Source organism: Candidatus Filomicrobium marinum, from assembly GCF_000981545.1.
In the GTDB taxonomy this organism is placed as follows: Bacteria; Pseudomonadota; Alphaproteobacteria; order Rhizobiales; family Hyphomicrobiaceae; genus Filomicrobium; species Filomicrobium insigne.
The window spans coordinates 3,912,091-3,927,097 of the sequence record NZ_LN829119.1 but is presented as its reverse complement, the minus strand read 5'-3'; the positions used below and the strand labels follow the sequence as shown (position 1 = coordinate 3,927,097).

The following is a 15,007-nucleotide window of genomic DNA, read 5'->3' as shown; positions in this document are numbered from 1 at the left end:
ACAATATCTGGCATCCAAAGAAGATCTTGCCGCCGCGAAACTGTTAACCCGTAGTTATCGGTTAATACCTAGAGTTCATGACGGTTCATTCCGATCGAGACAAACCAGAACATGCTCAACGGCTCGTTTAACAATCAGAATACGAAGTCATTAATGTCTGAATACGCATCATTGCTTGGTGATGCGGTATTACGGCATAGAACGCGTGTGGCCGAACACTCGGCGCGTATCGAGACTGAGCTGGCGAATAAGGTCAAATCCGAGTTCATCTCGAATATGAGCCACGAGCTGCGCACGCCACTCAACACCGTAATCGGTTTCTCCAAAATCCTAGCTGAGAATAACCGAAGCAAACTGAGCGATGAGAATGTCGCCGAGTACGCGTCACTGATCCATGACGCCGCCGTGCATTTGCTATCTGTCATCAACGACATTCTCGACATTTCGAAAATGCAGAGTGGCAAGTACGCACTCAATGAGCACGAAATTGATCTCGCTGCTGTACTCGAGGAATGCGCAAAGTCGGCAAAACGGCTGGGCGATAGCAAGAACATCACGCTCGTGTTCCTGTCCCCCCCGAGCCTGACTACGATCCGCGGGGAAGAAAACAAGCTCGCGCAGATCTTTAACAACATCATCTCCAACGCCATCAAGTTCACGCCGCCCGGTGGCACGGTTGTTATTGAAGCACTGCGCAATCCTGACCAGAGCGTAACAGTCCTTGTCCGGGACACGGGCGTCGGCATGAGTGCAGAAGAACTTTCCGTAGCGCTGACCCCCTTTGGTCAGGTCGATGGATCACGAGCGCGCTGGCAAGAAGGAACCGGCCTCGGCCTCACGATCGCCAAGGCGCTAACAGAACTCCACGGTGGCCAACTGCAAATTGAAAGCGAGAAGGAGCGCGGCACCCAGGTCTCGGTGCACCTCCCCTCACCTCATCACGTTTCCATAGCTCAGGGACGCGGCGCCGCCCTCGGCACTTTTATGTCGGGCCCCGACCCTTCGAGCCGGTGACCGGAACAATGACGCCCGGTCTGAACAAAAACGCGGAGCATCTAAAATGCTGAACGGCGACAGCTCCATTGGACGCATCGTATCCGTTACCGGTGGCAAGGCGATCCTTATGCTCGATCCTCCGGCCGAAGGCAGCCCAGCTATGGCCGGCAATCGGCCCGAAATGGGCACATTGCTAGCTATCGACACCTCGAATACGATCGTGCTCGCCATCGTATCCGCATTAAGTGTGCCCGTCCCTGCACAACGGGACGGCGAAGGCGAGATTTGGATCGCTGAACTCAACCTCGTTGGAGAGCTCTCCAGAGATCGCCATAGCGAGACGAGGTTCAATCGTGGTGTTACGAGCTACCCTGCACTTGGTGATCGCGTTCGCGTTGCCGCAAAGAGTGAGTTGCAGCTCGCATTTTACGGCTTCGATTCAGACAGCGTTCGCGTCGGCACGCTCCGCCAGGACAGCACGATTCCGGCTATCATTAAGGTCGATGATTTGCTCGGAAAGCACTTTGCGATCCTCGGCACGACAGGTACCGGAAAATCTTGCGGCACAGCACTCATCCTGCGCGCAATTCTCGACAAACATCCCGCCGCCCATATTGTGCTGCTCGACCCACACAACGAATACGCGAGCGCGTTCCAGGGCCGGGCCGAGGTCATTTCTCCAAGAAATCTGCAACTTCCATTTTGGCTTCTGACATTCGAGGAAGCAGTCGAAGTTCTGATTGGTGACGTTACACGCAAAGCAGAAATCGAAATCCTTCAGGAACTGATCCCGCTCGCGAAAGCACGTTACGGCATCGGCCGAAGCCCGGACGCGGTGAACCAACGGCTACGACGCCCATCGATTGATCCCAGCCGCTACACAATCGACTCACCCGTTCCTTATCGTATTTCGGACCTCGTAAGTCTGATCGACGAACGCATGGGTAAACTCGAGAACAAGCGGGATCTTGCGCCCTATCGTCAGCTCAGAGCACACATTGAGAGCATATCCTCCGATGTCCGCTATGCCTTCATGTTCGGATCAGTCACCGTCTATGACGGAATGGCGCAAATCCTTGGCCGTATTTTCCGTGTACCGGTAGACAACAAGCCGATTACAATTCTGGAACTCACGGGCCTTCCGACCGAAATCATAAACGTGGTCGTTTCCGTCATCTGCCGTATGACGTTCGACTTCGCACTCTGGGGTGAAGGCCAAGTCCCCGTGACACTCGTATGCGAAGAAGCACATCGATACATTCCCGCAAACACCGACCTCGGCTTCGAACCGTGCAAACGCGCCATCGCCCGCATTGCCAAGGAAGGACGCAAGTACGGAGCCTCTCTCTGCATCGTCACTCAGCGCCCCGCCGAGATCGATCCCACGATCCTCTCTCAGTGCAACACCGTGTTCGCGTTGCGCATGTCCAATGATAGAGACCAGAATATCGTGAAGGCCGCAGTTTCCGATCCCGGTTCAGGCCTTCTCGAATTTCTACCCGCGTTGGGGCAGCGCGAAGCAATCGCATTTGGCGATGGTGTGTCGCTCCCCGTACGTATCCATTTTGATGAGCTGCCAGAAGATTGTCTGCCACGCTCAGCCGCCGCGCGGTTTACCCACTGCTGGCAGCAATCTATCGGAGATCAGAAACTTCTAGAGCACATCGTAGAGCGCTGGCGCTCATTGGGCAGCGGCCAAGTAACCGCGACAACCCACGAATTGTTTGCTGAAAGTCTAGCTGTTTCCGACATGGATGACAGGTCGGCAACGTCCCCCTCATACGCATCGACCAGCACCGACAATCTCGACGAAGTCCTTCCAGCGCTCGAAAACATCCACGAACTGCCCGAGCACGCCCCTTACGCACCACGCTTCGCGCAACCGGCCCCGGCGAGCACCGCCAAGCCTCTGCGGCCGCCGGAGCAGACGTCACCCCCACAGCTCCGCGCAGTCCCCCAACCACAGCGCGCCAATGCCCCGCCCGCCACGAGCGCAGCCCTGAAGTCATTGCGTGAACGCCTTATGCAACGCCCACAGCGTTGAAGCTTGCGAGATCTAATTCAAAGCTACGATAAGCTTGGCGGTTTCAGCTCCGCCGAGCTTCCATGGCTGGCGCATCCGAGCTCAAATCGGCGAGCAGCGTTTCGCCTGCGATCGACCTCTGGCCAACCGCAACCATCGTAGATTTTCCCGGGGGCAGATAAACGTCGACGCGAGATCCGAAGCGGATCAGTCCAAATCGCTGCCCGACCCCGACACTGTCGCCCTCATGAGCAAACGTAATGATGCGCCGAGAAACCATCCCCGCGATTTGCACGACCGCGATTTCATCTCCGGTTGGCATCTCGATGACCAGAGCGCGGCGTTCGTTGTCCTCGCTTGCCTTATCGGAAGTGATGTTGACGAATGCACCGGGAATATAAACGGAACGCTTCACGCGTCCGGCCACGGGCACCCGGTTGATGTGCACGTCGAACGGCGAAAGGTGTGTCTCGATCCGCACACGCTCACGATCACCAAGCGCAAGCTCAGGTGGCGGGCGAACCTTTTCGATCGAAGCGATCATGCCGTCTGCAGCCGCAACGACAAAACCATCACGGAGCGGCGTCACGCGGTCAGGGTCTCGAAAAAAATAGGCGATGAAAATCGTGGCAAGCACCGCCAACCAGCCAAGCGGCGACCAAATGAAAAACAGGATCAGAGCCAGGATTGCCGCGACAGCGATAAACTTATGTCCGTCGCGATGAACCGGAACGAAATGACCTGCCAAACTTTCCAAAAAGCTCGATTGCTCGCGCACGTGGCAAACTCCTCTCAGGTAATCACAACCCGAATACCCGTTGGAAAGCTGAAACGCTATTCAATTCGAAAACCGACAATCCGTTTGCGGATCCGCCGGCTTTCAAACCTGAACCTTGTCACGTGAGTTCTCCCGCGCGCCACAGATAAAACGTTAGCGCTACTTGATCGGAAGGGCCTCGAATCGCACCTCACCACGTTTACCTTCGATACGTAGCAACAACGCCTGCCGGCCGCTCGCCTGAACACGCTCAACACTTTCGGCAACTTCCCGCGGCGTGCGCACTTGTTCTTGGCCGGCCTCAACGATGACATCACCAGGTTTGATGTTTTTGCCCGCCGCCACGCTTTCTGGCGCAACCTCCGTGACGATCACGCCATCGACATGGGCATCGACGCTATATTTGGAGCGAAGGTCGTCAGTAAGTTCGCTCAGCGTCATACCCAGAATCGGCCCGGTTTCCCCATCCTCGGCACTTGGCTCATCACCTGACGGAAGGATGCCTGCGTCTCCGGTTTCCTCCGCAAGCTGCCCCACCTTGACCGAAAGCGACATGGCCTTGCCTTGCCGCCATATCTCGACCGGAACAGTCTTCCCAATCCGCGTCTGCGCTACGATCCGTGGAAGCCCGCGCATCGTCGAAACGTCTTTGCCATCGAACGACACAATCACATCTCGCGCTTGGAGGCCCGCCACCGCAGCTGGGCTATCCGGCTCAACGGCTGCAATGAGCGCGCCTTTATTGGGCGGAACGCCCAGGTCCTCCGCAATTTCGTCAGCCACGGTTTGGATACGCACGCCGAGCCAACCTCGCCGTGTCACACCATACAGCTTGAGCTGCTCAATAACATTCAGAGCCGTATCTGAGGGTACGGCAAAGCCAATACCAATGGATCCGCCGGTCGGAGAGATAATAGCCGTGTTCACTCCGATGACTTCACCATCCATGTTGAACAGAGGGCCGCCCGAGTTTCCTTTATTTATGGCTGCGTCAGTCTGCAGGTAATCATCATATGGGCCGGAATTTATGTCCCGCTCCTTGGCTGAAATGATTCCCACGGTGACCGAACCGCCCAAACCAAAGGGGTTCCCGATCGCCATCACCCAATCACCGACCTGAAGCGTCTCAGATGACCCAAACTTCACATCTTTCAGTGGCGTTTTCGGATTGACTTTGAGCAACGCCAAATCCGTTTGGGTATCCTTGCCAACGATCTTCTCGACCTTCAACTTCGACCCATTGGCGAAGTTTACATAGATCTCGTCCGCATCCGCAATCACGTGATTGTTCGTGACGACAAGACCTTCCTTACCGTCCACGACGAATCCCGAACCAAGGGACGAAACGCGTCGTTCGATCCCTTCGTCAGCACCTGGCTGATTGAAAAAATCGTCAAAAAACTCTTCGAACGGCGAGCCCTTAGGTACCTTTGGCAGCGGCACGCCGCGAGGTCCCTTTGCATGCTGGCTGGTGGAAATGTTTACGACTGCATCAATCAGGCGGCCCGCAATAGGCGCAACGCTCTTTGGACCATTCTGAGCTATCGCTCCTCGCCTTGCCCCATCAGCGGCAAGGACAGATAGGGCCGCGATAAAGACGGCAAGAACCATCAAACCACGCAAGGGCGAACAAAAACCAAAACCTCGCATACGGTTGACACTCCCAGGTTAGCGGCCCCAAGCGCAAGTGGCGGAGTACAGCTCTGCAGATATTGTTCACTCTGCCACTGGACCAAAAGAAGGTTTGGCTAACCTAGCGACCCTGTCAATCCGGAGAATTCACTCTTGGCCTGAAACGAGAAACGCCGCCACGAAACCTTCCGTGGCGGCGTCAAGATATGGTTAGAACGAACTCATCCCCGGATCAGCCAAACAATGGCAAAACCAATGGCAACCGCCACCCAGCCGCAACGACTTCTCCGGCGTCTGGGCAGCCCGGCTGAGCATCGACAGTGCAACCCCAGGAGCGACTGCCCACAATAGCCCTTCGATGACGAGGACAAGGCCTATCGCGACAGCAAGGTCCGTCATATTTCAAAACGCACTTATTGCGGAGCAGGCGATCTCGACGCCGGCCCACTTGGCTGCGCCCCTTGTGGGTTGTTGAAATATTCGAAGAACTGCGAGTCGGGCGAAATCAACATACGTGTATCACCCGGCGACATACCCTTCTCGTAAGCCTGCATCGATCGATAGAAGCCGAAGAAGTCTTCGTCTCTGCCGTAAGCTTCCGCAAAAATTCTGTTCCGCTCGGCATCGCCTTCACCTCGAGTGATCTCGGCCTTTTTCGTCGCTTCAGCCAGAATCACCGTTGCTTCACGATCAGCCGTCGCCCGAATGCGGTTCGCAGCGGCATTACCTTCCGATCGAATTTCCGTCGCCTCGCGCTGGCGTTCGGTCTGCATGCGCCGATAGACGGCTTCCGAGTTCGCTTCTGGCAGATCGGCACGCTTAATGCGCACATCCACGACGCTGATGCCGAGGTCCTTAGCCTCGCGATTCACACGCTCCAGAATCGACGTCATGAGCTCTTCGCGCTTATCGCGGACAAGCTCCTGGAATGTCGCGTTACCGAGCGTATTACGCAGCGAGGACTCGATCACGTTGCTGAGGCGTTGCCGTGCAATCCGCTCGTCCCGCACCGTTTGGTAGAACAGCAGCGGATTGATGATTCGAAAACGCGCAAAAGCATCAACGACAAGACGCTTCTGGTCCGAAGCGATAACTTCCAACGGCTCCGCCTCAAGGTCGAGGATACGCTTATCGTAGAACTCCACCGTCTGGACGACCGGAATTTTCCAATACAGGCCCGCGTCGTTCACTGGCTGACCATCCGGGCCAACCTCAAACTCATTGATCACGTTTACTGGCTTACCGAACTCGAGAACGATCGCCTGCTCGGTCTGCCGTACGATAAATGCCGACAGGTAAACGACGGCCGCGCTGAGACCTGCCAGAATGATCAGAATGGCTAATAGCGTGCGCATTGGCGTTATTCGCTCCCCTTAGCTGCAGTACCGGCGCGTTGGCGCAGCGGTTCAAGTGGCAGGTAGGGGACCACTCCAGAAGTGTTGCCCTTTGAATCCATGATGATTTTATCCGTACCTTGGTAGACCCGTTCCATGGTTTCCAAGAACAAGCGCCTGCGTGTCACGTCGGGAGCCTTGCGATATTCCTCGTAGACTTTTTCAAAGCGTGCAGCCTGACCAGTGGCTTCCTGAACAGCCTGCTGCTTGTAACCTTCCGCAGCCTGGAGAATACGCTCAGCCTGACCACGCGCCTCAGGCACAACCTTGTTTGCGTACCCGAAAGCTTCGTTCTGAATGCGTTCGTTGTCAGCTTTAGCCGCCTGGACGTCACGGAACGCGTCGATGACCTTCAGCGGCGGATCCACTTTCTGGAGCTGAACGCGCGTCACACGAATACCGGAACCATAGCTATCCAGCGTCTTCTGCATAAGCACGCGCACGTCATCTTCGGTTTTCTGACGTGCACCTGTCAGGATCGGCTGAATATCACTCTTGCCGACAACCTCGCGCATCGCTGCCTCGGCAACCTCTTTCACCGTCTCATCCGGGAATTGCAGGTTGAAAAGATATTGCTCGGCGCCTGTCTGTCCCGTGTTCGGATCCTTGTCCTCTGCCTTAATGCGCCAGAACACCACGAAATCCACGTCAACAATGTTCTCGTCGCCCGTAAGCATCAGGCTTTCTTCGGTGACGTCCCGCTTAGCGACCCCGCGCATGCTACTTACTGAGCGCATACCGATCTCAATGGAGTTCTCACGTGTCACCTTGGGCAACATCACTTCCTCAAGCGGATAAGGCAGACGGAAATGCAGACCTGGGCCTTCCTGACGATTGAACTGACCGAAGCGCAAAACGACGCCGAGTTCGTCTGGCCGCACCGTGAACGTGAAAGCAAAAAAACCAACGAACGCAGCAGCAATCGCCGCAATAAGCAACAAGAGCGGTCCAGGCACCCCACCTGAATGCATGACTTGCTTCATCCGGTCTTGGCCGCGCTTGAGCATTTCTTCCAGATCTGGCTGCTGACCGCCGCCGCCTGGACCATGCTGACCGCCGCCTCCAGGACCTTGTCCCCAGGGGCCGCCTCCGCTCTTCCAACCACCGCCGCCGCCATTTTGATTATTCCAGGGCATACGTCTTAAGCCTCATGTCTGTTGGAAGGCGTGGGCGCCAATTTCGCATAGCGATGGCAGCACCACGTGAGAAGTTCATGATCCGTGCGGACATCGGATCAAAAAATATTGTCCGCCCGCTTATAGGGCATCGAACCCTGCGCGCGCAAACAACCGCTTCGAATTTGGTGATGCAGGCGCTGCCGTCAAGACGATATTGCGACCTAAATCCATGCAAACAGTCAAAAAATACGGTTGCAGAGGCAGCAATTAGATCCGATCCATAATTTTTAAGGTCGCTGCGTACTGATCCCGCTCGGTCCTGGGAATGGGCTCCCGGCCAACCTCTCGCCATATTTCAGCATCGAGCGGAGGAAATATTGTGTCGCCTTCTGGCGTCCCGTGCACCTGCGTCCAGTAGATTCTGTCCGCATGATCCAACGTATCCTTATAAATCTGCGCACCTCCGATGACAGCAACCTCGTCTGCGCCGCGCGCCTCCGCCAACTCTCGCGCGAGAGCAAGCGCTGCGTCAACATTGGTAACGACATATGCGCCATCAGCCTTAAAATCAGCGCTGCGGGTTACAACGATATTGTCGCGTCCATCCAAGGGCCGTTTCGGTAGGGAATCCCACGTCCGGCGCCCCATGACGATGGGCTTACCCATCGTCAAACGACGAAACAGCTTCAGATCGGAAGAAAGACGCCAGGGTAGTTCCCCATCGCGGCCAATGACACCGTTCTCCGCAACGGCAACAACAAATGCGACTTTTACCATGAACTCCTCTGGCAATTCAGCCCCGATGGGCGTGTCTGACACGCGATGCGGCTAAACCGCTACGTCGGCCTTGATATGCGGATGCGGATCGTAGCCCTGGATCTCGAAGTCTTCATACGTGAAATCAAAAATGTCTCCGACGTCGGGATTGATCCACATTTGCGGAAGAGGCCGCGGACTGCGAGCCAATTGTTGGTCAGCCTGTTCCAGATGGTTCAGATAAAGGTGCGCATCTCCCAGCGTGTGAACGAAGTCGCCAGGCTGCAGCTCTGTGACTTGCGCCATCATCATAGTCAGCAAAGCATAAGACGCGATATTGAACGGAACCCCCAGGAAAATATCCGCCGAACGCTGATAAAGCTGACAGGATAAGCGTCCATCCGCGACATAGAACTGAAAGAGGCAATGGCACGGCGCCAAAGCCATATCCGGGACGTCCGCTGGATTCCATGCCGACACAATCAACCGGCGACTGTCGGGATTGGTCCGGATCTGATCGACAACATCGCTGATTTGATCGACCGCACGCCCATCGAGCGTCGCCCATGAACGCCACTGCTTACCATAGACCGGGCCGAGTTCGCCGTTTTCGTCAGCCCATTCATCCCAGATGGTTACGCCATGCTCGCGCAGGTATTTGACGTTCGTGTCGCCGGTTAAGAACCACAACAACTCATGGATGATCGACCTCACGTGCAGCTTTTTGGTCGTCACCAACGGAAAACCCTCGGAGAGATCGAAACGCATCTGGTGTCCGAACACGCTTAACGTGCCAGTTCCAGTACGATCGGTTTTCCGCGTGCCGTGCTGGAGCACACGCGCCAGCAAATCGAGATAATTCTGCATGAAGTCAGCCTAGCCCGATTCCCAGTAGGACCACATCGGTCCATCGGTTTCGATCAATCTCTACGCGGGCACGGGAAACGCCGCGAGATAGGAGATGATCACACCATTATAGACGCCGTGGCAAATGATCGGCACCCATAGGCTCCCCGTCTGCCACAGGAGCCAGCTCAGCACGAGTCCGACGAGAAACACTTCTCCCAGACCAGCCAGCGAATAGCCCGCGTGCAGTCCCGTCCAGGCGACCGTCGTAATCACCGCCGCATTCACAAATCCCAACCGCGATTTCGCCAGCGCCGACTGAAGGAACCCCCGAAACAACAGTTCTTCCGAGAGGGGAGCGCCAATCACGGCGACCAGCGCTAATGCCCACCCCCACGGGGACTGCATGATTTCCCACAACGGTCGGAGATCGCCGACCAGGTCGTCAGGAAAAATAAGAAAAGTCAGCAAAGTATAGACAAGCGTGACACCCGCTATGAACGCGAGGCCGTTCGCGACATCTCGCCACCCTCCCGCAGGCTGGCGCAACGCTAGAACATCGGCGCGCCGCCCCCCGAAGAAGCCGGCAGCGAGAACCGTAAGCCCTATAATAAGAAGCTGTACCAGAAGCTCGACCCAGAGCGATCGGCCTTGCGAATCAGGTTGGCCTTCATTGGCCAGCACAAGAATGCCAAACCCCGCCGCTGCAGCACCAATGAAGATCACGAACGTGGCCAATACCGCCAGAACTGGGCCCCACCCGGTGCGCGCGTGATAGGCCGGTGTATATGGAAAGGCGCGCGCCAAATATGCGAGAGGCATGCCCTGAAACCCTTCTTCTACCTATCCGTTATCCCTTAGGACGCCCAGATAACGGGCTAAAACGGACAAGCTTTATGGATCCGTGAAGACCCGGCGAATCATAATACCGGACGCTGAATTCTGAGGATAAAGCGAAGGCAGAAATGTCACCCTGAAGCATTCGCTCACACGAACTATCGCCTGTGTAGCGGTCCTGCCTTGCAACGACACTTTTTTTTCACTTGCAGCCGTCATATATTCAAATCGCTGGAGCGATCCAGCTATGGCGATAAACGCGGTCGTAATAAGCCGTTCGGACCCGGGGGCGGTACCCGGCGCCTCCACCACATGCCCACGCGCAAAATGCGAAAGAGCCGTTTGGCCGCGTGTGCGTGGGTATCTGATGGGGGCGAAATAGGATCGACGAAGGTGTAAAGGGCTTAGCTTTTGCTCGGCATGGTTCCGCCGTTATCGGGCCGATCATAATAGTTGCAAATGACAACTATGCTGAGGCCGCTGTCGCTGCGTAATGCAGTGCCAAAAGCCTGAACTTGAAGTCCTTATCCTAGCTGGGTAAGGCGCGGTATCGGAGGGCACCGGGCAACAGAAGCCCTCCACTAATTCTTGGCGCACCTTTGGCGAGCGGGGCGCAAAATAATAAGGTTGCGCGAGACGAGATGACGACCGAGCAAACGATCGACTACGAGACCCTGGCGCAGGAAGCCATGCGCGGCGTCGTGCGCACCGTTCTGCAAAAGGCGGCAAAATTCGGCTTGCCGGGCGATCATCACTTCTACATCTCCTTCGAGACACAAGCCGCCGGTGTCGCTCTCTCTAAGAGGCTGAAGGAGAAATATCCCAGCGAAATGACGATCGTTCTCCAGCACCGCTTCTGGGACTTGAACGTTTCGGACGACCGCTTCGAAGTGAAGCTCACGTTTGATGGCATTCCCGAGCGCCTCGTCGTGCCCTTCTCAGCCATCAAAGTCTTCTTCGACCCGAGTGTGCGCTACGGTCTGCAGTTCGAGGAACCGGATTTCACTGCGGACAGCGTGGACCAATCGGTAAGCTCGCTGGAGTCGAACTATTCCAGCCTCAACGGCGATTCAGATCCCGAGCACGCCGAGCCGACATCGCTTGCAAATGCCGCCAATCGGCGTTCGCACAACCGCCGCCGCGATGACAACGCAAAAGAACCGGCTGCTGATGTCGTGAAAAAGCACTCGCCGGCCCAAGAACGCGCATTGAACGGTAACGCAGAGCAATTAGACGGCCTCGAAGCCGAGGCGAATGAAGAAGAAGCAGAACTGCCTGCGACTGTCGGCGCTGAAATCGTAAGCCTCGACGCTTTCCGCAAAAAATAAGCCAGCTTACCCAAAACATGTTCGGCTCCGTGGCACCGCCCGCCGCGGCCGGATTTGTCCTGTCTGGCATAATACCAACGGCGGGGACCGCCTGAGGTGGCGCATCTCGTGCGTCCCAGTATAAATGCGCTTGCAAACAACTCTTTCCGACGAACGAAACCAGCAGTGAGCCGCCCATGACCGCCACAGCCCCCAAGGCAACGCCCCGCACCGAAACCGATACATTCGGCGCCATTGAAGTTCCTGGCGACAAATACTGGGGCGCACAAGCCCAGCGCTCACTCGGCAACTTCAAGATTGGCTGGGAGAAGCAGCCGGCGCCCATCGTTCGCGCTCTTGGCATTGTTAAGCGCGCCTGCGCCGAAGCGAATGTGGAGTTGGGACGCCTTAAGCCGGACGTCGGCAAAGCCATCGTCAACGCGGCCCAGGAAGTGATCGAAGGCAAGCTGGACGAGCACTTCCCATTGGTCGTTTGGCAAACGGGTTCGGGCACTCAGTCCAACATGAACGCCAACGAAGTGATCTCCAATCGCGCGATTGAGATGCTGGGTGGCGAGATGGGCACGAAGTCTCCAGTCCATCCCAATGATCATTGCAACATGAGCCAGTCGTCGAACGATACGTTCCCGACAGCCATGCACATCGCATGTGCCGAAGAAATCCAGCATCGCTTGCTGCCCGCGCTCCAACAGTTGCGCAATGCGCTGAACGACAAAGCGCAGGCCTGGAAGTCACTTATCAAGATCGGCCGCACCCACACGCAGGACGCAACGCCTCTCACTCTTGGTCAGGAGTTCTCCGGCTACGCACAACAAATAGAAAACGGTATCCAACGCATTGAAATGACGCTCCCGCGCCTCATGGAACTGGCTCAAGGCGGCACCGCCGTCGGTACGGGGCTCAATGCCCCCATCGGTTTTGCCGAAATGGTTGCGGAAAAGATTGCGGCAATCACCCAGATGCCGTTTACAACCGCGCCCAATAAGTTTGAAGCCCTAGCTGCGCACGACGCGATGGTCTTCAGTCACGGCGCCATCAACACCGTCGCCGCCTCACTCTTTAAGATCGCCAACGACATTCGCTTCCTCGGTAGTGGTCCGCGCTCCGGTCTGGGCGAACTGTCGCTCCCGGAGAATGAGCCGGGCTCATCCATCATGCCGGGCAAGGTCAATCCCACGCAGTGCGAGGCCATGACCCAAGTCTGCGTGCAGATCTTCGGCAACAACGCCGCAATCACGTTCGCAGGCAGCCAAGGCCACTTCGAATTGAACGTCTATAATCCGGTGATGGCTTACAATTTCCTGCAATCGGTACGTCTCATGGCCGATGCCACCGTATCGTTCACGGAAAACTGCGTGGTTGGCATCACGCCGCGCGAAGACAACATCAAGGCCGGCCTCGAGCGCTCGCTCATGCTCGTCACCGCCTTGGCGCCCAAGATCGGCTACGACAACGCAGCAAAGATTGCCAAGACGGCGCACAAAAACGGCACCACGTTACGTGAGGAAGCAGTCGGCGGCGGCTATGTGACGGATGCCGAATTCGACGAAATTGTCGACCCGTCCAAGATGATCGGCCCAAAGTGATCCTTAGGAGCCTAGGGGCCGCCCATGACAGGGGGCCCCTACGGATAGGCACCCAAACCATTATCTAATTTGCGGACATACGCGGCGTTGCACCAAAAAATATACTATTCCACACAGACCACTTCGCAAATGCAGCATCACCGCTCGATAAATTTTGGAAGAAGCCAAGTAATTCAGCGACACGTCTCGGAAAGTTATTTCGCACTAGCGAATTAACCTGTCGCCTTATGCACGCGGAGGAATAAGCACAGCAGAACTTCTTGGTTAGGATGAGCATGCGCGCTGGCTACAGTTTGCAAACACAAAATGAGCCAGACCGGAGGAACGCGCAATGACCACAACCCAGACACTGTCCTGGTTAGGTTTCTTTCTCTCCATCGCCGTCGTGATCGCGATCAGCATTTCGATCTGAGTTGTAGGATATGCGATGGCGCAGCAAACTGATGTGTTGCGTTTCGCTCTCTGAGCCATCGCCCCAACAATCTCAGCGCAAATTGCCAGAAATTATGTTGGCTTTCGCCTTTTGCACGCATTGAACTGACGTAGATCTCTGGCAAACCGGACGATCAAGCCTCTATCGTCGAAGCCGGGTTATAAAATACTAGATACGTCCGTCCCAGCCTCAATGCCGCGAGCCATACATGAACTTCCAACAGCTTCGGATCATCAGGGAAACCGCGCGGCGCGGCTTCAACCTGACAGAGGTTGCGGGCGCACTCTACACTTCTCAATCCGGCGTCAGTAAACACATCAAGGACCTCGAGGATGAGCTTGGCGTCGAGTTGTTTGTACGGCGCGGCAAGCGCCTGACCGGCCTGACTGGCCCTGGCGAAGAACTTTTAGAACTTGTCGAGCGGCTCCTGCTAGAAGCCGAGAATATCAAACGCATCGCTGATCAATATTCACAAACAGATCGCGGCGAACTCACTGTAGTGACCACGCATATGCAGGCTCGCTATGCGTTGCCCCCCATCGTCGCAAAGTTCAAGCAGACCTTTCCCGATGTGCATCTTGTACTTCACCAGGCCAGTCCGGCGGAAACGGCCTCGATGCTTCTTGATGGCTCAGCCGATGTTGGTGTCGCGACCGACGCTCTGATCGACAATCCCGACCTGATCTCATTCCCCTTCTATTCCTGGCACCATGCTGTCATCGCACCGAAGGGACACCCGCTCGAAAAAGTCACGCCGCTGACGTTGGAAGCGATCGCCGAATATCCGATCATCACGTATAATCCCGGCTTCACCGGCCGCGCCGGTATTGATGCAGCCTTCGCATCCGCAGGTCTCTCACCCGATATTGTCATGGCAGCCCTGGACGCAGACGTGATCAAGGCCTACGTCGAACTCGGCTTAGGCGTAGGGATCATTGCCTCGATGGCGTTCGATCCCACGCGCGATACCAAGTTGACGTTGCTCGATTCCACCCCCCTCTTTCAAAAGAACACCTCGCGGATCGCACTTCGCCGCGGCCGATATCTACGCGGCTTCGTCTACCGTTTCATCGAATTCTGCTCGCCCGAATTGACCGAAGGCCTCGTCCGCTCGGAAACCTCACCATCGGGCAGCAACACCTCCGGCGAATGAGCTAAAAGCAAAGTCTGAAGGTTCGAAATCCGTCGCCACCCCAAAGAGGGTGGACAGCATGTAACTTGGCAATCCCGGGTTTTACAGGCTATCAAAATTCCCAAGACGCCAGAATTGGGAACGGATC

At 56.1% G+C, this 15,007-nt stretch carries 13 protein-coding genes and 1 other RNA gene; 6 read left to right on the top strand and 8 right to left on the bottom strand.

Annotated features, from left to right (window positions below):
- Positions 1-153 precede the first annotated feature (153 nt).
- Positions 154-1,014, top strand: coding sequence for a sensor histidine kinase (locus YBN1229_RS18295; protein WP_244464968.1), 861 nt, complete (start codon positions 154-156; stop codon positions 1,012-1,014).
- Between the two features lie 46 nt (positions 1,015-1,060).
- Positions 1,061-3,040: an ATP-binding protein gene (locus tag YBN1229_RS18290; RefSeq protein ID WP_046479622.1), complete on the top strand. Its 1,980-nt coding sequence runs from the start codon at positions 1,061-1,063 to the stop codon at positions 3,038-3,040.
- Positions 3,041-3,083: 43 nt separating this feature from the next.
- On the opposite strand, the gene YBN1229_RS18285 is transcribed toward YBN1229_RS18290, so the two are convergent.
- From YBN1229_RS18285 to YBN1229_RS18250, 8 genes are all read right to left on the bottom strand, one after another.
- Positions 3,084-3,797, bottom strand: a complete 714-nt coding sequence (locus tag YBN1229_RS18285; RefSeq protein WP_046479618.1) for a phosphatidylserine decarboxylase — start codon at positions 3,795-3,797, stop codon at positions 3,084-3,086.
- 159 nt (positions 3,798-3,956) lie between these two features.
- Positions 3,957-5,447, bottom strand: coding sequence for a Do family serine endopeptidase (locus YBN1229_RS18280; protein ID WP_052744076.1), 1,491 nt, complete (start codon positions 5,445-5,447; stop codon positions 3,957-3,959).
- Positions 5,448-5,639: 192 nt separating this feature from the next.
- Positions 5,640-5,828 carry a DUF2065 domain-containing protein gene (locus tag YBN1229_RS18275; RefSeq protein ID WP_244464967.1) on the bottom strand — a complete coding sequence of 63 codons (189 nt, stop codon included), beginning with the start codon at positions 5,826-5,828 and terminating at the stop codon, positions 5,640-5,642.
- 14 nt (positions 5,829-5,842) lie between these two features.
- Positions 5,843-6,784, bottom strand: coding sequence for a protease modulator HflC (gene hflC, locus YBN1229_RS18270; RefSeq protein ID WP_046479613.1), 942 nt, complete (start codon positions 6,782-6,784; stop codon positions 5,843-5,845).
- 5 nt (positions 6,785-6,789) lie between these two features.
- Positions 6,790-7,959 (bottom strand): FtsH protease activity modulator HflK, encoded by a 1,170-nt coding sequence (gene hflK, locus YBN1229_RS18265; protein ID WP_046479608.1) that lies wholly within the window; start codon positions 7,957-7,959, stop codon positions 6,790-6,792.
- A 249-nt stretch (positions 7,960-8,208) separates the two neighbouring features.
- Positions 8,209-8,718, bottom strand: coding sequence for a dihydrofolate reductase (locus YBN1229_RS18260; protein WP_046480864.1), 510 nt, complete (start codon positions 8,716-8,718; stop codon positions 8,209-8,211).
- A gap of 51 nt (positions 8,719-8,769) precedes the next feature.
- A complete protein-coding gene (locus tag YBN1229_RS18255) occupies positions 8,770-9,564 on the bottom strand; it encodes a thymidylate synthase (RefSeq protein WP_046479606.1) in 795 nt (264 codons plus the stop codon).
- Between the two features lie 60 nt (positions 9,565-9,624).
- The gene (locus YBN1229_RS18250; protein ID WP_052744075.1) at positions 9,625-10,365 is read right to left on the bottom strand and encodes a CPBP family intramembrane glutamic endopeptidase; all 741 of its coding nucleotides are present in this window, start codon (positions 10,363-10,365) and stop codon (positions 9,625-9,627) included.
- Positions 10,366-10,571: 206 nt separating this feature from the next.
- Between YBN1229_RS18250 and ssrA the strand changes: the two genes are divergently transcribed.
- From ssrA to YBN1229_RS18225, 4 genes are all read left to right on the top strand, one after another.
- Positions 10,572-10,963: a transfer-messenger RNA gene (ssrA, locus tag YBN1229_RS18245) on the top strand.
- A gap of 58 nt (positions 10,964-11,021) precedes the next feature.
- Positions 11,022-11,708 carry an SspB family protein gene (locus YBN1229_RS18240; protein WP_046479602.1) on the top strand — a complete coding sequence of 229 codons (687 nt, stop codon included), beginning with the start codon at positions 11,022-11,024 and terminating at the stop codon, positions 11,706-11,708.
- A gap of 176 nt (positions 11,709-11,884) precedes the next feature.
- Positions 11,885-13,294, top strand: a complete 1,410-nt coding sequence (gene fumC / locus YBN1229_RS18235; protein ID WP_046479599.1) for a class II fumarate hydratase — start codon at positions 11,885-11,887, stop codon at positions 13,292-13,294.
- 641 nt (positions 13,295-13,935) lie between these two features.
- Positions 13,936-14,880, top strand: coding sequence for a CysB family HTH-type transcriptional regulator (locus YBN1229_RS18225; RefSeq protein ID WP_046479595.1), 945 nt, complete (start codon positions 13,936-13,938; stop codon positions 14,878-14,880).
- Positions 14,881-15,007: the final 127 nt, after the last annotated feature.